At 58.0% G+C, this 18951-nt stretch carries 15 protein-coding genes and 1 tRNA gene; 11 read left to right on the top strand and 5 right to left on the bottom strand.

Going from position 1 to position 18951, the window contains the following annotated elements; genetic code table 11:
* Window positions 1–68: 68 nt before the first annotated feature.
* A tRNA-Arg gene (locus tag ACRRQW_RS20710) sits at window positions 69–145 on the top strand.
* A gap of 70 nt (window positions 146–215) precedes the next feature.
* On the opposite strand, the gene hutI is transcribed toward ACRRQW_RS20710, so the two are convergent.
* Window positions 216–1421, bottom strand: coding sequence for an imidazolonepropionase (gene hutI, locus ACRRQW_RS20705; RefSeq protein ID WP_438483533.1), 1206 nt, complete (start codon window positions 1419–1421; stop codon window positions 216–218).
* Between the two features lie 171 nt (window positions 1422–1592).
* A complete protein-coding gene (hpf, locus tag ACRRQW_RS20700) occupies window positions 1593–1970 on the bottom strand; it encodes a ribosome hibernation-promoting factor, HPF/YfiA family (RefSeq protein ID WP_438483532.1) in 378 nt (125 codons plus the stop codon).
* A gap of 207 nt (window positions 1971–2177) precedes the next feature.
* On the opposite strand from hpf, the gene ACRRQW_RS20695 reads away from it, so the two are divergent.
* The 4 genes from ACRRQW_RS20695 (at window position 2178) to ACRRQW_RS20680 (ending at window position 6328) form a co-directional block, all read left to right on the top strand.
* Window positions 2178–3023, top strand: coding sequence for an RluA family pseudouridine synthase (locus tag ACRRQW_RS20695; protein WP_438483531.1), 846 nt, complete (start codon window positions 2178–2180; stop codon window positions 3021–3023).
* Window positions 3024–3095: 72 nt separating this feature from the next.
* Window positions 3096–4112: a glycerophosphodiester phosphodiesterase gene (glpQ, locus tag ACRRQW_RS20690; protein WP_438483530.1), complete on the top strand. Its 1017-nt coding sequence runs from the start codon at window positions 3096–3098 to the stop codon at window positions 4110–4112.
* Between the two features lie 76 nt (window positions 4113–4188).
* Window positions 4189–5583 (top strand): glutamate--tRNA ligase, encoded by a 1395-nt coding sequence (locus ACRRQW_RS20685; protein ID WP_438483529.1) that lies wholly within the window; start codon window positions 4189–4191, stop codon window positions 5581–5583.
* A 19-nt stretch (window positions 5584–5602) separates the two neighbouring features.
* Window positions 5603–6328, top strand: a complete 726-nt coding sequence (locus ACRRQW_RS20680) for an acyl-[acyl-carrier-protein] thioesterase (protein ID WP_438483528.1) — start codon at window positions 5603–5605, stop codon at window positions 6326–6328.
* Window positions 6329–6332: 4 nt separating this feature from the next.
* Here ACRRQW_RS20680 and glnS read toward each other — a convergent pair whose 3' ends face one another.
* Window positions 6333–8108 carry a glutamine--tRNA ligase gene (gene glnS, locus ACRRQW_RS20675; RefSeq protein WP_438483527.1) on the bottom strand — a complete coding sequence of 592 codons (1776 nt, stop codon included), beginning with the start codon at window positions 8106–8108 and terminating at the stop codon, window positions 6333–6335.
* Between the two features lie 81 nt (window positions 8109–8189).
* Between glnS and ACRRQW_RS20670 the strand changes: the two genes are divergently transcribed.
* Complete coding sequence (locus tag ACRRQW_RS20670) at window positions 8190–9101, top strand: alpha/beta hydrolase family protein (RefSeq protein ID WP_438483526.1); 912 nt, start codon at window positions 8190–8192, stop codon at window positions 9099–9101.
* A gap of 21 nt (window positions 9102–9122) precedes the next feature.
* Here the strand turns inward: ACRRQW_RS20670 and ACRRQW_RS20665 are convergent, their stop codons facing one another.
* Both ACRRQW_RS20665 and ACRRQW_RS20660 read right to left on the bottom strand, forming a co-directional pair.
* Window positions 9123–10847 (bottom strand): putative manganese-dependent inorganic diphosphatase, encoded by a 1725-nt coding sequence (locus tag ACRRQW_RS20665; protein WP_438483525.1) that lies wholly within the window; start codon window positions 10845–10847, stop codon window positions 9123–9125.
* A 96-nt stretch (window positions 10848–10943) separates the two neighbouring features.
* Window positions 10944–11705, bottom strand: a complete 762-nt coding sequence (locus ACRRQW_RS20660; RefSeq protein WP_438483524.1) for a type II secretion system protein — start codon at window positions 11703–11705, stop codon at window positions 10944–10946.
* 121 nt (window positions 11706–11826) lie between these two features.
* Here ACRRQW_RS20660 and ilvE point away from each other — a divergent pair, with 121 nt between their 5' ends.
* The 5 genes from ilvE to ACRRQW_RS20635 all read left to right on the top strand — a co-directional run bounded on the left by ilvE (window position 11827) and on the right by ACRRQW_RS20635 (window position 18905).
* Window positions 11827–12693, top strand: coding sequence for a branched-chain-amino-acid transaminase (gene ilvE / locus ACRRQW_RS20655; protein ID WP_438483523.1), 867 nt, complete (start codon window positions 11827–11829; stop codon window positions 12691–12693).
* A 135-nt stretch (window positions 12694–12828) separates the two neighbouring features.
* Window positions 12829–13341 carry a UvrB/UvrC motif-containing protein gene (locus ACRRQW_RS20650; protein WP_438483522.1) on the top strand — a complete coding sequence of 171 codons (513 nt, stop codon included), beginning with the start codon at window positions 12829–12831 and terminating at the stop codon, window positions 13339–13341.
* Window positions 13341–14423, top strand: coding sequence for a protein arginine kinase (locus ACRRQW_RS20645; protein ID WP_438483521.1), 1083 nt, complete (start codon window positions 13341–13343; stop codon window positions 14421–14423). Before ACRRQW_RS20650 ends, ACRRQW_RS20645 begins: the two co-directional genes overlap by 1 nt.
* 39 nt (window positions 14424–14462) lie before the next feature.
* Window positions 14463–17000: an ATP-dependent Clp protease ATP-binding subunit gene (locus ACRRQW_RS20640; RefSeq protein ID WP_438483520.1), complete on the top strand. Its 2538-nt coding sequence runs from the start codon at window positions 14463–14465 to the stop codon at window positions 16998–17000.
* A gap of 60 nt (window positions 17001–17060) precedes the next feature.
* Entirely contained in the window at window positions 17061–18905 is a 1845-nt protein-coding gene (locus ACRRQW_RS20635) for a hypothetical protein (RefSeq protein WP_438483519.1), read from the top strand.
* The last annotated feature ends 46 nt before the right edge of the window (window positions 18906–18951 follow it).

The raw sequence follows: 18951 nt of genomic DNA, 5'->3' as shown, positions 1-18951 counted from the left end.
GGCATTTTTAGTTAAAAAATTCTGCTTGAAGTGCCCTCAGGAAATAAGCTTATTCACCGTTCCTTCGTGCGGGCATAGCTCAACTGGATAGAGCGTCAGACTACGAATCTGAAGGTTTGGGGTTCGACTCCCTATGCCCGCACCATTTTTTAACCGCCGAATCTTTAACAGGTTCGGCGGTTTTTGTTTTAATGGCGATGCGGATGACGGCGACCTTAGCGCACCAATTGTCCGCCGCAGACGACCAAATCCACAGGATTGCCGCCGAGTTCGTAGGTGAGGGCGCGTTCGTCTTTGTGGCGGAGCAAAATCAGGTCGGCGCGCTGGCCGACGGCGAGGGTGCCGCGGTCGTTCAAGCCCAGCACGGCGGCAGCGTTCACGGTGGCGGCGGCGATGGCCTCGGCGGGAGTAAGACCGCAAAATCGCACGGCGAGGGCAATCGCGAGCGGCATCGAATGCGAAGGCGAGGAGCCGGGGTTGCAATTGGTCGCGAGCGCAACAGCGCCACCTTGCTCCGCCAAAAATCCCGCGCGGGCGTAGCGTCCGTCGACTTGAAACCCGGTGCAGGGCAACATAACACCGATTACACGCGACGCGGCGAGCGCGAGCAGGTCGTTTTTCCTCGCGGCCTCCAGATGGTCGATGCTGCGCACCCCGAGTCGGATGGCTTCAGGAATCATCCCGAGTGACGTAAACTGATCGGCATGCACGCGGAGCGGGTGATGCTTGCCGGCTTTTTCGAATAATTTCACGCACGCCTCGACGGACCATGCGCCATCTTCGCAGTAAGCATCGATGGCGATGTCCGGGAACTCTCGCGACACTTCTGCGAGCATTTCCTTCACGACCATGCGCGCATACGTGTCGAGATCGCCCTCGAACGCATGACCCAATAGCGCGGTCGCGACGACTGTGCCCGGCCATTCGCTGGCGGCGCGACGAATGGCGCGGAGCATTTTTAATTCAGCTTCGGTGGTGAGTCCGTAGCCGCTCTTCACTTCGACGGTCGTAGTGCCTTCGCGTAACATCAGTGCGAGGCGGTCGCGGAGATTGGCGGCGAGTTGTTTTTGGGTCGCTTCGCGCACGGCGTTGACCGTGGCGTGAATGCCGCCGCCTTTCTTTAAAATTTCGGAGTAAGGCGTGCCACTGAGTTGGAGCAGCCATTCGCTCATCCGTTCGCCCGCCCAGCAGGCATGCGTGTGGCAATCTACGAATCCCGGCATCACTACCCGGCCTTGCGCATCGATGGTCTCGGTGTCGGGCGGGGCCGTGACTTTTGCGCCGAAGGCAGCGATTTTGCCCTCTGTGACGAGCACATCGCCAACGGGAATGATGCTTAATTCGCTCATTTCCTTTCCGCGTCGCGGGCGGGCACCTTGGGCAAGCGTGAGCAGACGGGCATTGCGAATAAGCAGAGTCATCGTTGGCCGAAAGCAGCGCATGCACTGTCCCGCGCCGCAAGTGCGGATGTGCTCTGAATTTCAACGCGGACGGGTGTGCGCGGCGCCGCACACACCTGCCGCGTGGCAAATAACCAAAAGAAAGCCCGCCGTCGTGGCGGGCTGGAATTTGCGGCAAACGATTCTGCTGACTCAGATCGCTTTGGGCAGTTCGACGCCGTCGAACTCGATCGCGTGCGGGTGGTTTCGCTTGTCCTTGTGCAGGCCGTGGCGTTTGCGCAGGCCGTGGTCGAGTTTGTCCACGAGCAGGTCGATGGCTTTGTAGCAGTCTTCCGCCTGGACCGTGGCATTGATGTCGGGGCCGTTGATAACGACGTGGCCTTTCGCGATGAACTTGTGGTCGTGGTCGTGTTTACGGTCACACTCAAGCTCCACCTTCAGTCTCACGATGTGTCCTTCATGACGGAATAATCGCTCCATCTTTTCGCGCACATGATCTTTCATTCCCTGCGTGAGTTCGAGATGGATACCGGACACAATCACTTCGTGAGGACGATTATTTTGGTTCATGGATTTCCTTTGGTTAACGAGGCAGAAAAATTTCTGCTTAAATTGTCGGTCGAACTTATCTTCCCGATACCGCCGCCGTCCTGAGGACCGGGAGCACGCATCACTGGGTTAAACCACTTCATTCGACTAATCAGACACGTAAACGCGCTTGTTGTTTTTGCAATTTTTCTCGGCGACATATTTCTAAAAAATTATTGAACATAACACATGATACATGCCGACGAACCTCTGCCCGGACTGACCGCACCGCTTGTGCAACCGGGCGAATTGCCCAAATGGGTGATTCTGGAGGACGACAAAATGCTCGTAATCGACAAGCCCGGCTGGCTCGTGGTGCATCCTTCCAAGAACGGCCCGTGGTCGAGTTTGGGGGGAGCGGTGAAAGAGGAATTTAAACTTGAGACGATTCGCTTCGCCTTTCGCCTGGATCGCGAAACGAGTGGCGTGATCGTTCTGGCGAAGACCGAGGCCGCCGCGGGTCGCTTGGGAAAAGCCATTTTGAAAAGGCGGATCGGCAAGGCCTACGTGGCGATTCTCGAAGGAGAATTGCGCGAGTCGGTTTCGGTCGATCAGCCGCTGGGACCAGACATCGAGTCGAGCGTGACGGTGCGGCAACGCGTCGATGGGGGCGAGGGTTCGCAAGAGTGTCACACGATTTTTCATCCGCTCGTCACGCGTGGCGGTTACACGCTCGTGGGCGTGGAACTGATGACGGGGCGCAAACACCAGATCCGGGCGCACGCGGAATGGCTGAACCACCGGGTCGTGGGGGATAAACTCTACGGTCCGGATCAGAACTTGTATCTGGATTTCGCAACCAGCGGTTGGACGTCGAGACATTCGGAATTATTGCCGATCACGCGGCAGGCGCTGCATTGCGCGGCGATCGATCTGCGACCCTGCGGGATGAATTATCTGTTGAAAGCGCCGTGGCCGAAAGACCTCGCGCGTTTCGCGGAGCGCGCCATGGGGTTGCCGTCAGAAGAAGCCCAGGCGTTGATCGATGCGTTTATCGCGGCAAAGTTGCCGGAGCCGGAGTCGCCTGCGAGTTGAGGCAGCGTGACAATTCGATGACGCGGGCGTTTCGCTTTTGCTGAAGCGGCGAGCCTGCGCATAATTCTCGGCATGCTGAAATTTTTCTTGGTCGGTCTGATACTGGCAGTGACGACGGTGGCGGATGCGATTGCGCGACCGCTGGTCATCGCCCATCGCGGCGCGAGTGGTTATTTGCCCGAACATACGTTGGAGACCGTCGCGCTCGCCCATGGCATGGGCGTGGATTTTATCGAACAGGACGTCGTGCTCACGAAAGACGGAGTGCCGGTCGTCTTGCACGACGTGCAGATCGACACCGTGACCGATGTGGTGAAGCGATTTCCTGAGCGGAAACGCGCAGATGGACGCTACTACGCGATCGATTTTACGCTGGCGGAAATCAAGCAGCTCCGCGTGAGCGAACGTTTCAATTTTCGCAGCGGGCGGGCAATTTTTCCGAAACGGTTTCCCGTCGGTAAAGGTGAGTTTCGTGTGCCGACGTTGGAAGAGGAACTGCAGTTGATCCAAGGGCTGAATCAAAGTCGCGGTTTGCGCACGGGAATCTACGTCGAACTCAAGCAGCCGGAGTGGCATCGCGAGCAGGGATTTGATCTCGGTGGAACCGTTTTGCCGCTGCTGGCGCGTTATGGTTACGCAGGGAAGGGCGACGCGTGTTTCGTGCAATGCTTCGAACTGGAGGAAATTCGCCGGATGCGCGGAGAACTGGCGTGGAAGGGCCGCATGGTGCTCTTGTTTGGCGGGGTGAAGGGTGCGGACGGCACTGATTATAATGCGCTGGCCTCGCGTGATGGGCTCAAGCAACTGGCGGTATTGGTCGATGGAGTTGGGCCCGCGATTAATCGAATTGTATCGTCGAGCGGCAGCGAAAGGCACGAGCCAGGAGTGAGTGAATTGGTCGCTTGGGCGCACGCTGCGGGGTTGGTCGTGCATCCTTACACCGTGCGCGCGGACGAATTGCCGCCGGGGTTTGTTTCTCTCGACGCCTTGCATTCGGCGTTGTTCGCGAAAGCCAACGTGGATGGTGTGTTCACCGATTTTCCTGACCTGACGATCAAGTGGCTTGAGTCCAACCCGCGGACGCACTGAGCCGATGGGGAGAGGTTTTGACAGCGCGGGAAGGTTGCGGTTTATTGACCGCTCCTCTTTTAAATCACGTCATTCCATGTCCCAAGTCCGCGTCCGTTTTGCTCCCAGTCCCACCGGTTTTTTCCACATCGGCAGCGCCCGCACGGCGTTGTTTAACTGGCTCTACGCGCGCCACACCGGCGGCACGTTCATCCTGCGCATCGAAGACACGGACCAAGCGCGCAACAGCGAACAGTTTCTCCAACTCATCTACGACAGCCTGACGTGGCTCGGCATGGATTGGGACGAAGGTCCGAATCCCAACGGCGTCGGCGAGCGCGGCGACTATGGTCCGTATCGCCAGAGCCAGCGCGGCGCGATCTACGAACGCTACAAACAAAAGCTCCTCGATGCCGGCCGTGCTTACGAGAAGGACGGCGCGATTTGGTTTAAAATGCTCGGCGAGCGTTATCGCGTGTTCGACGATCACCGCAAAAAAGAAGTCGAGAAGGTCAAAATCGACCCCGTCATCATCGACGACAAAATCCGCGGCAAAGTGGAGCGTCAGGAAGACGAAGATTTCGTGATTTTCCGCTCGGATGGCAACCCGGTGTTTCACTTCGTGAATGTCGTCGACGACATTGAGATGAAGGTCACGCACATCATCCGCGGCGAAGACCACCTTTCCAACACGAGTAAACACGTGCGCCTTTACGAAGGCTTCGGGGTGACCGCGCCGGTGTTCGCGCACATCCCGCTGATTTTGAAGTCGCCCGAAATGGGTCAGGGCAAAATGAGCAAACGCGACAAGGGCGCGCTGATCGAAGAATACCAGCAACGCTATTTCCTGCCGGAAGCGCTCGTAAATTATCTTTCGCTACTCGGTTGGAATCCCGGCGACGACCGCGAAAAGATGCCGATCGAAGACATCATCAAACTGTTCGATTTGCCCAGCGTGAACCAGAGCAATGCCAAGTTCGACGGCAAGAAGCTCGCGAATATGAACATGAATTATCTGCTCGTGCAGCCGGCGGAGCGGTTCGTGGAATTGGCGAAAACCTATTTTCAAAAACAGCCGAACGTCGAACTCGTGCTGAAAGATGAAAAGTATTTCAGCGAAATCATGCTGCTCGCGCAGCCGAAGATTAAGTCCATCGACGAACTCGGTGCCTACACGGTGTATTTTTTCACGGAAGATTTTCCCCTCGATGTGAAGGTGAAGGAAAAAGTCATGGGCAAAGGCGACCCGAAGGCGCGCCTCGCGGAACTGATTTCGGTGATCCCTGTGATCGATTTCTCGTCGGACGCCACGATCGAAGCGGGCTTGAAAGGACTCGCGGAGAAAAATCACCTCGGTTTTGGCGATTACCAATCCGTCGCGCGCCTCGCCGTCAGCGGCTCGAATGCCGGGCCGAGTCTCACGGCGATCTTCCGTGTTCTCGGTCAGCAAAAAGTGCTGGCGCGGCTGAAACGGTTTGCTGAAACCAACTGAGTCGTCCGTCTCACGCGCGATGTCCTCGGAGTTTATTCTCCCGGCAGTGGTTTCCTACCGGGAGGTTGACCGCGACCAGCTGATGACGCTGGGCAGTGTTTTCCAGCTTCTGCAAGAAGCGGCGATCAAGCATGCGGACTTGTTTGGTCTCGGCACAAAGGCGATGGAAGCGCGCCAGGAGAGCTGGGTCCTAAATCGGATCGCGGCCAAAATCATTCGCTATCCGGGTTACGAGGAAAATGTCCGCGTGGTGACGTGGTCTGCCGGTATCCGTGGATTTCGCGGCTATCGCGATCTGCGCGTGTTCAGTGGTGAAGAGTTGCTGGTGACCGCGTCCACGCTGTGGCTGTATCTCAATTTGCAGACGAAGACGCTGACGCGCGTGCCGCTTGCGCTCGCGGAACAGTTTCCCGTCGGTGAGACCGAGGTGTTTCGTCCTGATTTGGAAAAATTACGCTTCACGCCGCCGGGAGACATGACGCAGTCGCATGAGGTGTCGCTGCGTTATTCGGATTTTGATGGCAACCGGCACATGAACAACACCGCTTACTTCGACTGTTTGCAGACGGCACTCGTGCGCGCGGGCCAGCCGCCGCGCCCAGCGGGAATTGAAATGCAATTTCTGAAAGAGGTGCTGCCCGCGCAGGAAAGCGTGCGCGTTGCGCTAGAAACTCGTGGTCAGGAGGTAGCGTTCGGTATTGCCAGCTCCAGTGAACTGCACGCGCAAGGCGCCGTTACTTTCTAACACCTCATTTTGCCCACGTGTCTTTGAGCGTAATCGTGCGATTGAAAACGAGTTTGCCGGACGCGGAGTCTTTCGGATCAATCGAGAAGTAGCCGAGGCGCTCGAATTGGAAGCTTTCGCCGGATTTCGCGTTGGCGAGGGACGGCTCAAGCTTGGCGGAGACTACTTCGAGCGATTTCGGATTCAGCGCTTTCATGAAATCTTCCTCGGCGCCGGGTTCCGGCACGGTGAAGAGGCGATCATAGAGGCGGACTTCGGCGTCGATGGCTTGCGTGGCGCTAACCCAATGGATCGTGCCTTTCACTTTCTTATCGGAATTGGGCTGGCCGGAGCGCGTATCGAGTTGGGCGGTGCAACGGATCTCGGTGATCGCGCCGTTGGCATCTTTCACCAGCTCGTCGCACTTGATGATGCACGCGTATTTGAGGCGCACTTCGCCGCCCGGTTTTAGACGGAAGTATTTCGGTGGCGGCACCTCGGCGAAATCATCGGTCTCGATGAATACTTCGCGAGTGAGCGCGATCGCCCGCGTCGTGGGCGTTTCAGCCTGCGGGTTGTTCGTGGCCTTGCAGTCCACCGTTTCACCTTCCGCGATGTTCGTGAGCACGATCTTGATCGGCTTGAGCACACCGAGGCGGCGTTCCGCGGTCGTGTTGAGTTCGTTGCGGACAGCGTGTTCGAACACGGCGATGTCGGTTACGCTGTTGAAAGTCGTCACGCCAACGCCGGTGACGAAGGCACGGATTGCGCTGGCGGGCACGCCGCGGCGACGCAGCCCGGAAAGCGTGGGGAGGCGCGGGTCGTCCCAGCCGGCGACGACGTTTTCCTGCACGAGGCGCAGGATGTTGCGCTTGCTCAGCAACGTGTAAGCGGGAACGAGTTTCGCGAACTCATATTGATGCGGCAGCGGTCGCGGCAGACCGAGGCTTTCGAGCACCCAGTCGTAGAGCGGGCGGTGCGGCACGAATTCGAGCGAGCACAGGCTGTGGCTGACGCCTTCGAGGTAATCGCTCAGGCAGTGCGCATAATCGTAGAGCGGATAGACGCACCATTTCGCACCGGCGTGATAATGCGGGATGTGGCGGATGCGGTAGAGCAACGGATCGCGCAGCCACATATTTGGCGACGTCATGTCGATCTTGCTGCGCAATGATCGCGCGCCGTCCGGAAACTCGCCGGCGGTCATACGTTGAAAGAGGTCGAGATTCTCTTCGACGCTGCGATTGCGAAAAGGCGAATCCTTGCCCGGCTTGTCGGGCGCGCCGCGATATTCCTCGGTCTCCTTCGGGCTGAGATCGCAGACGTAGGCTTTGCCACGTTTAATCAGTGCGATCGCGTAAGCGTGGAGGGCGTCGAAATAATCGCTCGCGAAAAAGGGTTCGCTTGTAGCGCTCGGTGGAACGGAACCGAGATACTGGTCGGGTTTACCGTTGCTGGTGATCGCGGCGGGGTGAGCGCCTTTGGCTTTGAAACCGAGGCAGTGGTCGGCCCAGCCGGCGATGAGCCATTTCACGTCGGTCGTGATCGAATCCACGTATTCGGCTTCTTCCTTAGCCGGGTTGGTGTCGTCGAAGCGGAGGTTGCAGACGCCGCCTTGTTCCTTGGCGATACCGAAGTTTAGGCAGATCGACTTGGCGTGGCCGATGTGCAAATAACCGTTGGGCTCTGGCGGGAAACGCGTAACGATTTTCGCGTAACGGTTCGCGGTGACATCGGCCGCGACAATATCGCGGATGAAGTCACTGGGCACAGGCACGGGCGTGGTGTTTTCGACGGACATGAGAGGGCAAATTGCTGGCCGCGCGCCTGCGAGGCAACGATTTGTTTCGCGCGTAATGGAAGCGCGGATAACAAACAGTTTATGGAGAATACGCGTTTGGTGATGGGCGGCGTTTTGATGTTGGCGGGAGTGCTTTCGAGCTTGGCCGCGGATAAACCGCGCTACTTGCGTCCGGCCGATATCGACGCGCTTCCCAGTGCGCCACCCGACGCGAAAATCGTCTATGGCACCGACCCTAACCAATACGCCGACTTGCGCCTACCGGCGGGCAAGGGGCCGCATCCGGTGGCGATTGTGATTCACGGCGGTTGCTGGATCGAGCGCTACGCGAGTGCGCCGAATACGGCGGCGCTGGCCGACGCGCTGCGCAAGGAAGGCGTAGCGACGTTTAACATCGAATACCGGCGCGCGGATCAACCGGGCGGCGGTTGGCCGGGGACCTTTCTTGATGTGGCTGCGGCGGCGGATAAGTTACGCGAGATCGCCGCGAAATATTCGCTGGATTTGAATCGGGTCATCACGGTCGGGCACTCTGCGGGCGGACATTTGGGTCTCTGGCTCGCGGCAAGACCCAAGCTGCCGAAAACCAGCGAAGTGTATTCGGCCACGCCGTTGAAAATCCATGGGGTCGTGCCACTGGGCGCGTTGGGAGATTTGAAACAGTTTCAGCCGGTGGAAAACGAAATCTGCGGTGCGCCGGTCGTGACGTTGCTGATGGGTGGATCCGCGGCGCAATGGCCGGTGCGTTACGCGCAAGGTTCCCCGCGCGAACTGCTGCCGATTGGCGCGCCGATGATTTTCATCAATGGTGAAAACGAAACGATTTCCCCGCCGAGAGTAGCGATGCTGTTTGTCGACGCCGCCGCCGCTGCGGGCGACGATGCCGTGATGAAAGTGGTGCCGAATGTCGGGCACCACGAATGCAATTCACCGGAATCGCCCTCGTGGCCGTTCGTGCGCGCCGCGGTGAAATCGCTGCTTGGGCTGAAGTAGGTGTAGCGGCCTTGGGAACACTTAACTCGCTTTGCTAAACGGGGCGGAGGTTTCTTTTTTCGAAGCGGACACGCCGTCGGCGCTCATTTCACGGAGCACGCTGGTGAGGTAGGGAATCAGTTGTTTCTTGCGGCTGACGACACCGGGTAGATCGAAAATTTCGTCCTGCTCCACGTGCGAGTAGGAAATGCGTTGGATGAACTCCGGCTCACCTTTGACGAGCATAAGCGAGTTCTGCGTGTTGATGTCGGTGACGAGCAGGCAGGCGAAGGCGAGTTTCTCGGATTTGCGGAGATCGTGGAGCGCTTGGGTGAGTGCTTTCGAATGCTGCCAGAAATTATCGAAGCCGAGTTCTTCGACCTGCGAGACGGAGAAACGAATTTTTTCCTCGTCGTAGATTTTGAAATCAGAACGCACGACCTTGTCGGGAGCGCTCGCCAGAATGACAGAGCCCGAACTGAAGATGAGTTCCGCGAGCGCTTTGCCCGTGATGTTCGCGTGTGATTCGAGCCACGCGAGGATGTCGGCATCTTTCGGCGTCGAAGTCGGGCTTTGCAGGAGCAGCGTATCGGAGATCAGACCGGACATCATGATGCCGGCAAGATTGGGCGAGGGCTTTAATCCGTGGCGACGGAAGAGGTCGGCAATGATCGTGCACGTGGAGCCGACGGGTTCGTTGATGAACAGGATCGGCTGCTGCGTCGCCATGGGCCCGAGGCGGTGGTGATCGATGATTTCTGCGACCGTGACTTCGTCGGCGCCGGAGACGGCTTGCGTGAGTTCGTTGTGGTCGACGAGGACGATGCGGGTTGGCACCGGCTTGAGGAGATCGGATTTCGTGAGGATGCCGAGCAGCGTGCCGTCGTCGTTGGTGACCATCATCGCGTGCGCGGCGTTCTGGCCGAATTTGCGGCGAATGTCGGTGATGCGAGAATCGGGGTTCAGGGCGGAGAATTCGCGTTCGACGAGTTTTTCAACGGTCGCGGCGGTGCGCACAAACCACGCGGTCGTGGCGGTGTCGTGCGCGCTGATGATGATGCTCACGCCGCGTTTTTTCGCGCATTCAACCACGGCAGGTTCGACAGGTAGGTTTCCGCTGATGATCAGGGCGCGGATCCCGAGTTCGATGGCGCGTTGCTGCACATCGGTGCGGTCGCCCACGATGATGATCGAGTTGCCAGCGGGAATGTTGTCCTTCTCGGAAATTTTCCAGAATGTGCCGATGTCCATCGCGCCGATGCGGACGTAGAGTTCTTCGAGTTTGTCGCCATCGGACAAATGAAGGACGGAGGCTTTGAGCGTCTGCACGATGCGGGCGAGGCTGGTGCGCACGAGGCGCATCGAACGCGGCTCGTCCAAACGTGGGATGAAAAAGTGGCCGAGTTGGGTGAGGGTGACCGTCCCGACGGCATGATTTTCAGCGGAAACGACGGGGAGAACGGTGATGGGGTTCTGGTCGAACATCCGCAGCGTTTCCGCGCAGGTCGCGCCCATGCTCACGGAGATTGGGCGTGCCGTCATCATATCGCGCACGCGGGGTGACACGTCGCTTAGATAGATGGGGAGGGGCGTTTTGAAGCGTTCGAGGATAGCGTCGATGCGAGCGTTGGAATTGCCGCAACGAGCGGCCACAAACCCAGTTTCACCGCGGGCTTCCTTAAAAGCAGCGTAAGCAATGGCCGAGCAGATTGAGTCTGCGTCGGGATTTTTGTGACCAATGATGTAAGTGGGGGTGGCGGGGGCCATGTTGATATCGGCCAGATATGGGGTTACGCCTGAAAGAGGGGAAGAAAAAAGCCCCGCGGATATGCGGGGCTGCAGAAGTAATGATGGCCTTTGGGATTAAGGTGCGGTCGCGACGACTCCAGCTGGCGTGCCCGTGCCGCCTTGGCCGGTGGCGTAGACGCGCGCGCTGTTGGCGGGAGCGGTGGCGTTGTAGGGGATGGCCTGGAGGACGTTGGTGCCTTTGACACCATTGGTTTTGGTGAACTGGTTGGCGGCGTCGGAGGTGTTGGAGAAGAATTGCACGTTGCCGCCGAGGAAAGCGATGTGGCCGCCGGAATCCTTATAGACGCCTTTAATGTTATCCCATGCACCGTCAGTTTTCAGGCCGCGCGTGAAGGCGACGGGTGTCGTCGGGGCATCGCCCATGCGCAAGCCACCGACGAATTCGAAGCTCAACTCGCGACCGTTGACGAAGGTCGGATCTAGGCTGTTGCGAGCGGTATCGGTGGCGAGAATGATGGCGGTGGGCGCGGTGCCATTGAACGCCGGGTCGTTTTTCGCAAAATAAAAACTGGGGTCGCTCAAAATGCCGCGTTTGGCGAGAATTCCGGCCCATTTGAATACGGCGTCGCCGCCGGTAATGGCCGTAGTCGCGCCAGTCTGGGGATCGGGCAGACGGTCGTTGTTGTCCGCCGCAAAGATAGTCGCGGCTTTGACGATTTCGCGGAGGTTGTTTGCGTCGACGGTGCGCTGGGCCGTTTCGCGGACTTTGCCGACCGTGGGGAAAATCAGAGCTGCGAGAATGCCGATGATGGCGATAACTGTAAGCAGCTCGATGAGCGTGAAGCCGGCTGTGCCGACACGGGAACGTATTTTCATAAGTGGAGAGAAAACTACGGCCCGTTGACTGCGCGACAGTTGAGGCTGAAGTGGCGAATTCAAGAGCATTTCCGGTATCGCGGACTGGACAAAGCACGGCGGGTTTTTGCAAGATGGGCGCATGATCGTTTATCTAGACGGCAAGTATGTCGATTCGTCCGAGGCTAAAGTGTCCGTGTTTGACCACGGTTTGCTCTACGGAGACGGCGTGTTTGAGGGCATCCGCATTTACGGCGGCAATGTTTACCGCCTCGATGAACATCTGGAACGTCTCGAAATGTCCGCCAAGGCACTCATGCTGGCCGTGCCGCTCGATCGCGCGGCGATGACCGAGGCCGTCCTGGAAACGTGTCGTAAAAACAATCTCGCTGACGGCTATATCCGCCTCGTGATCACGCGTGGCGCGGGCGATCTCGGCCTCGCACCTTGGTTGTGCGAGAAACCGACGCTATTCATCATCGCGAGCAAGATTTCGCTCTATCCGCAGGAGCACTACGACAACGGCCTCAGCATCGTCACGGTGCCCACGCGCCGCATCTCGCCGGACATGTTGCCGCCGACAGTGAAGTCGCTGAATTATCTCAACAACATCCTCGCCAAAATCGAAGCCCGCCAAGCCGGCGCGCTCGAAGCGATCATGTTGAACCAGCAAGGCTACGTCGCGGAGTGCACCGCGGATAACATTTTCATCATCCAGAAAGGCACGATCATCACGCCGGCAGCCTCGGCAGGTGCGCTCAAAGGGATCACGCGCGGCACAATTTTCGATATCGCCGTCGAACTGAACATCCCGATTCGCGAGGGCGATCTCACGCGCTATGACGTGTGGTGCGCCGACGAGTGCTTTTTGACTGGCACGGGCGCCGAAGTGATTCCCGTGGTGAAACTCGATGGCCGCGTCATCGGCACCGGTAAACCCGGAGCAATTACGGCGTCGATTTTGCAGAGTTTCCGCAAGCGAGTGCGCGTGGAAGGCACGCGGACATAAATCCATCCCGCGCAGCCTCTGCGCTTGCTTCGGCCAAACGGGATTTGGCATAAATGGTGCAGGAAAGCACCGGCCTTTCAGCGCGCAATTTGCGTTTCTGAGCTGAGGCATTATTTTCCGCTTCAACTTTACGACATGGCCAACTCACTCAAGTGCGACCTCTGCCCCAAGCCCGCTACCGTTCACCTGACTCAGATCGTTAATAATAAGATTCATAAGGTGGATTTGTGCGAAGCGTGCGCGCAGGCCAAAGGCGTTACTGACCCGAGCGGGTTTTCGCTCGCCGATTTGCTGCTCAAAGCCTCGCTCAATCCCGAGCCGTCCGGCGACGTGCGTTGCAAGGCCTGCGGGTTTACGCAGCAAGATTTTAAGAAAAGCGGCCGTTTCGGATGTCCTTCGTGCTACGAATTTTTCGGCGACACGCTCGAACCGATGCTCGACACCATGCACAAAGGCGTCGCGCACACTGGCAAGGTGCCGCAGCGCGCGTTGGAGCGTCGCTCGCACTACGAGCGCCTGACCCAACTCGAAACCGATCTCGACCAGGCGATCAAAGCCGAGCGTTACGAAGACGCCGCGCGTTATCGCGATGAATTGCAGCAAGTCCGTGAATCTTCCGGTCCGAAAAACGCCGGAGCCGCCGAGTAATGAAGATCAACGAACTCATCGACTCGCATTCCGAGCTCACGGACACCGCTACCAGCAAGAGCGCCATCGTGCTCATGACGCGGATGCGGCTGGCGCGCAATTTGGCACAGCAGCCTTTCCCGGGTTGGGCCAAGGAGTCGCAAAAACGCGAGATCCGCGATCGCTGCATGCAGGCCGTCGCCGCACTTCCACAAATGAAACGCGGTCTCGCGATTCCCGTCGAGACGCTCGATGACCTGCAAAAACAGATCCTCGTCGAACGCCATTTGATCAGCCGCGAACTCTGCCAGACGAAGTCGGGTTCCGGCATCGTGATCAGCAAAGACCAATCGTGCGTCGTGATGATCAACGAAGAAGATCATCTGCGCATCCAGGTGCTACGCGCGGGTTTTCAATTTAAGAAGGTCTGGAACACGATTAACACGCTCGATACCGACCTCGAAGAACACCTCGATTACGCGTTCTCCCCGAAGCTCGGTTATCTCTCCGCGTGCCCAACGAATCTCGGCACCGGCATCCGCGCCTCGGCGATGATGCACCTGCCGGCGCTGGTGATTTCCGGGCAGATGGAAAAGGTCGTTCGCGCCGTAAATCAGCTCGGGATGGCGGTGCGCGGACTCTTCGGCGAAGGTTCGGACGCAAGCGGCAGCATCTTCCAGATTTCGAACCAAACCACGCTTGGCGAAAGCGAAGAAAACATCATCAAACACCTGCACGGCGTGCTCAGCACGATCATCGAGCAGGAAGAAAACGCTCGCGCGAAACTCCTCGAGACCGATCCGACCAAACTGTTCGACAAGATGGGCCGCGCTTATGGGATTTTGCAGAACGGTTATCTTCTCAACTCCGGTGAAGCGATGAATCTGCTTTCGCTCATTCGACTCGGCATCGATCTCGGCATCTTCGCCGACGGCCAGCGCGGGGTCGTGGATCGTCTGTTTATCGAATGCCAACCTGGCCATGTGCAGCACGCGGCGAAAGGTTCTTTTGAGCCCGGCCAGCGCGATTTGTTACGCGCGGAGCGTTTGCGCACGGAAATTGCTAAGATACCCGCACCGGACTTTTCCAACGCTTCGCGTTGAGATTTTGTCACACTTTAAAAACCACCAACAAAGCACCACATGGAACCAATGAACAACTTCACGCCACGTGCGCAGCAGGTGCTCGCGCTGGCTCGCAAAGAAGCCGATCGCTTCCACCACAACTATGTCGGCACGGAGCATCTGTTGCTCGGCCTGATTAAATTGGGTCAGGGTGTTGCGGTCAGCGTCCTCCAAAAGATGGGCCTCGATCTCGAAACCGTGCGCTCCGAAGTCGAAAAACAAGTCGGCATCGGCCAGGAATCGAAAACTCCCGTCGGCAGCATTCCTTATACGCCTCGCGTCAAAAAAGTCCTCGCCCTCGCCGGCAAGGAAGCGAAAGCGCTTAATCATTCTTACGTCGGCACGGAACACATCCTTCTCGGTTTGCTCCGCGAGGGTGAAGGCGTCGCCGCGCGTGTGCTCAAAACGCTCGAAATCGACATCGAACGCACCCGCAACGAAATCCTTCGCGAACTCGATCCGCAGTTCTCGTCCAATCAGGGCGGGGACGGCGGTCAATCCGGCGCTGGCAACAGCGGCGGCGGTGAAGAATCCGCGTCACGTGGCGGTGAAGAGGGCGGAAAAAAAGAGCCCAAGACTCCCGCGCTGAAAGCGTTCGGTCGCGACCTCACTGAACTCGCCCGCAAATCCGAAATGGATCCGGTGGTCGGCCGTCAGAAAGAAATCAGTCGCGTCATTCAAATCCTTTGCCGTCGCACCAAAAACAATCCCGTCCTCGTCGGTGAAGCCGGCGTGGGTAAAACCGCGATCGTCGAAGGTCTCGCGCAGGAAATTGCCAAGGGCAACGTCCCGGAAATCCTCGCCGACAAAAAAGTCATCACGCTCGACCTCGCGCTTATGGTCGCGGGCACGAAATACCGCGGCCAATTCGAAGAGCGCATCAAAGCGGTGATGGACGAAATCAAACGCGCCAAGAACGTGATCATTTTCATCGATGAAATGCACACGATCGTCGGCGCTGGCGCCGCCGAAGGCGCGATGGATGCGTCCAACATCTTCAAACCCGCGCTCTCGCGTGGCGAACTCCAGTGCATCGGCGCGACGACCCTCAACGAGTATCGTAAATACATCGAGAAGGACAGCGCGCTCGACCGCCGTTTCCAATCGGTGAAGGTCGAACCGCCGTCCGTCGAAGACACGATCACGATTCTCAAGGGGATTCGCGGTAAATACGAAGATCACCACAAAGCGACGTTCACCGACAAGGCGATCGAAGCTGCGGCGAAACTTTCCGACCGTTATATCACGGGTCGTTTCCTCCCGGACAAGGCCATCGACGTCATGGACGAAGCCGGTTCGCGCGCCCGCATCACGACGCTGAATCGTCCGCCGGAAATCGAAGCGATGAACAAGGACATCGAAGCCGTCTGCGCTCAAAAGGAGCAGGCGATCGCGGCCCAACACTTCGAGGAGGCGGCTAAGTATCGCGACCAGGAGAAACAACTCCGCGCGAAACAAGAAGAGCTGATCACCACGTGGAAAAAGACGCGTGACGAGCACCGCATCATTGTCGATGAGGAGCAAATGACCGTGGTCGTCTCCGAGTGGACCGGCATTCCGTTGAGCCGCATGGAAAAGAAGGAGAGCGAGAAATTGCTCACCCTTGAAAAAGAACTTCAGAAAATCATCGTGGGCCAAGATCCTGCGACGATCGCCATTGCGCGCGCCCTGCGTCGCAGTCGTGCCGATCTCAAAGATCCGCGCCGTCCGATTGGTTCGTTCATGTTCATGGGCCCGACCGGCGTCGGCAAAACCGAACTCGCGAAGCAACTCGCCGCGCAGATGTTCGGTTCGCAAGACGCGATCATCCAGATCGACATGTCGGAATACATGGAGAAGTTCGCGGTGTCGCGCCTCGTCGGTTCGCCTCCCGGCTATGTCGGTTATGAAGAGGGCGGCCAACTCACTGAAGCCGTCCGTCGTCGCCCGTATTCCGTCGTGCTTTTCGACGAAATCGAAAAAGCGCATCCGGACGTCGTGCAGATCATGTTGCAAATTCTCGAAGACGGTCGCCTGACCGATTCGTTGGGTCGCAGCGTGGATTTCCGTAACACGATCCTTATCATGACGACCAACGTCGGCGCGCAACTCATCCAGCGCCAGACGACGATGGGCTTCGCGGCGGCCGGTTCGTCCGACTTCCACGACATGGACAAGCTCAAGGAAAAGGTGCTCGAAGAAGCCAAGCGCATCTTCAAGCCCGAGTTCTTGAATCGTATTAACGACCTCGTGGTGTTTCGTCCCCTCAACAAGGACGACCTTCTTAAGATCGTTGAAATCGAGGCGTCGAAAGTCATCAAGCGTCTCGCGGCGCGCAACCTGCACCTCGAATTCTCGCCGGAATCGAAGACTCTCCTGATCGAGAAGGGCTACGACGAGAAATACGGTGCACGGCCGCTGCGTCGTGCGGTGGAGCACTACCTTGAAGATCCGTTGGCCGAAGCCTTGCTGCGTGGCGAGGTGAAGGAAGGCGATACGATCCTGATTGTGCGCAACGGCGAGAAGCTCGAATTCAAGAGCACCTCGCCGGCCGCGGAGAGCGGCGTGTCGCAGTAACGTGATTCCAGTTTAATTCCCAAGCGGAGCCCGAAACGGCTCCGCTTTTTCATTGGCGAAGTGAAACCAGCCGGCTTGCTCCTTGGTTGGAATCACACTTTGGTTAAAGCAGTGCGTTTCTTAGGACTTTTTTTTCTGCTGGGTGTGAGTGCTGCGCAGGGTGCCGAGCCATTCGCTGAGGGGGAATTGGCGCGCGCGCCGACTTCGGCGCGAATTGCGAGTCTTGTAGAAGAATCTTCAACAAGAGGTTGGGGTGGTGCCGCGTCGCAGTTGCGCAAGGCGGCGCAACAGGCTTACGAGGCCAATAGCGGTTACGTCGCGGCGTGGTATTTTCTTTATCGCTGGGCGGATTTGCTGGCGACGCCACGCGGGCGCGCGATTGATGACTGGATCAAAGCAGTGGAGACGGCGGGTGTGGCGCATCCGAACATGGCGGAGAGTTATCCGATGCAGCCGGGTTCGCTGGCGGCGGTGATGTCACGTGAACTGCAATTGGCCGTGCTTAATAATGCGGCGTTTTCGGAAGAGTTTTTCCTGACGCTTTCACCGCTCGATAATTTGCGTGAGGTGCTGGCCACCCTTCAGACAATTTACGCGAAAGAACCGGCGTTGTTTGCGGAATATGGGAATCTGGCGGTTGCGATTGCGGTCGTTTACGATGTGCCGCCGCCCCCGCAATGGCCGCATGGGCAGGTGAATGCCCGCGTGTTGCCGAGAAAGCTGCCGGCACCCGAAGTGGCGTTTAGTTACTGGGCCAAGCTGGATCGCGCGAATTTCACCGCGCAGCGACTCCGCCGTTTGCCTGCGAGCGAACTGAAGTTTGTCGTCGATAATGTCGCGCCGTTTGGGGAGTTGGACTGGGCGCGCAAAAATGTCGGGCCGGGGCTGGCGGATTTCGGCAAAGCTTACGACCTGATCAAATACCGGAAGGATCGCCTCGCTCAGAATCAATACATGTGGGGTGGCTCGGACTACCGGTTGGAAACAATTTTGGCTCAGGGCGGCATTTGCGTGGATCAGGCGTATTTTGCGAGCACGGCCGGCAAGGCGAAGGGCATACCCACGCTGATGTTTCGCGGGGCGGGCTTGGACGGGCGCCACGCGTGGTTTGGTTATTTGAATAACACGCAAAGCTGGCAGCTCGATTGCGGGCGATACGCGGAGCAGAAATTTATCGTTGGCCTGGCTTACGATCCGCAAACATGGGGCAACCTCAACGACCACGAATTGCTCTTTATTACGGAGCGCTTCCGGGCGCTGCCGACTTACAAGATATCGGTCATGCATGCGCTGTTTGCGAAGGAGTATTTGCGCGATAACCAGTCCGCTGCTGCGCTGAAAACAGCCAGGGAGGCGGTGAATCGTGAGCGCCGTAATCTCGCTGGCTGGCAGGTTTTGATCGAGGCGCAGCAGGCCGCGGCACCGCAGGATCTTCGGGCGCGCGAGACGATTTTGCGTGAGGCGTTGTTGGTGTTTCAGAAATACCCGGACTTGGAGAACGACTTTTCCCGTCAACTTGGTGAGGTGTTGCGCGCGCGTGGTGAGACGAGTCTGGCGAACTTCGAAGCGCAGCGAATGGCGAAAAAATATCAGAGCGGGCGAGTAGATTTGAGTATCGAACGCGCTGCCGAGACGATTCGAGTGAGCCTCAAGGAAAACGATTTGGCGGGGCAGATTAAGACTTACAACCAAGTGCTGTTGACAACCGGAGGGGGCGCATCGATCGATTATTACGATAAAGTGGTCGTGCCGTTTGTTGTCCATTTGGCGAACCAAGGGCAGATTCCGGCAGCGTTGCAGGCGTTGACCAAAGCCCGTCAGGTGCTGCGGGTGGAGGCCGGCAAACAACTTGAATTAGAGATGAATGCACTGGCTGCGCGGCTCAAAACGGGAAAGTTGGAATAAAAGCGCTTGGCGATGAACCTTTTCCGGCTTGTCCGCGTCTAAGACG

It is taken from the genome of Oleiharenicola lentus (genome assembly GCF_051660365.1).
GTDB lineage: Bacteria > Verrucomicrobiota > Verrucomicrobiia > Opitutales > Opitutaceae > Lacunisphaera > Lacunisphaera lenta_A.
Note: the sequence above shows the minus strand (reverse complement) of the source record. Positions and strands in the feature narration are given on the sequence as shown.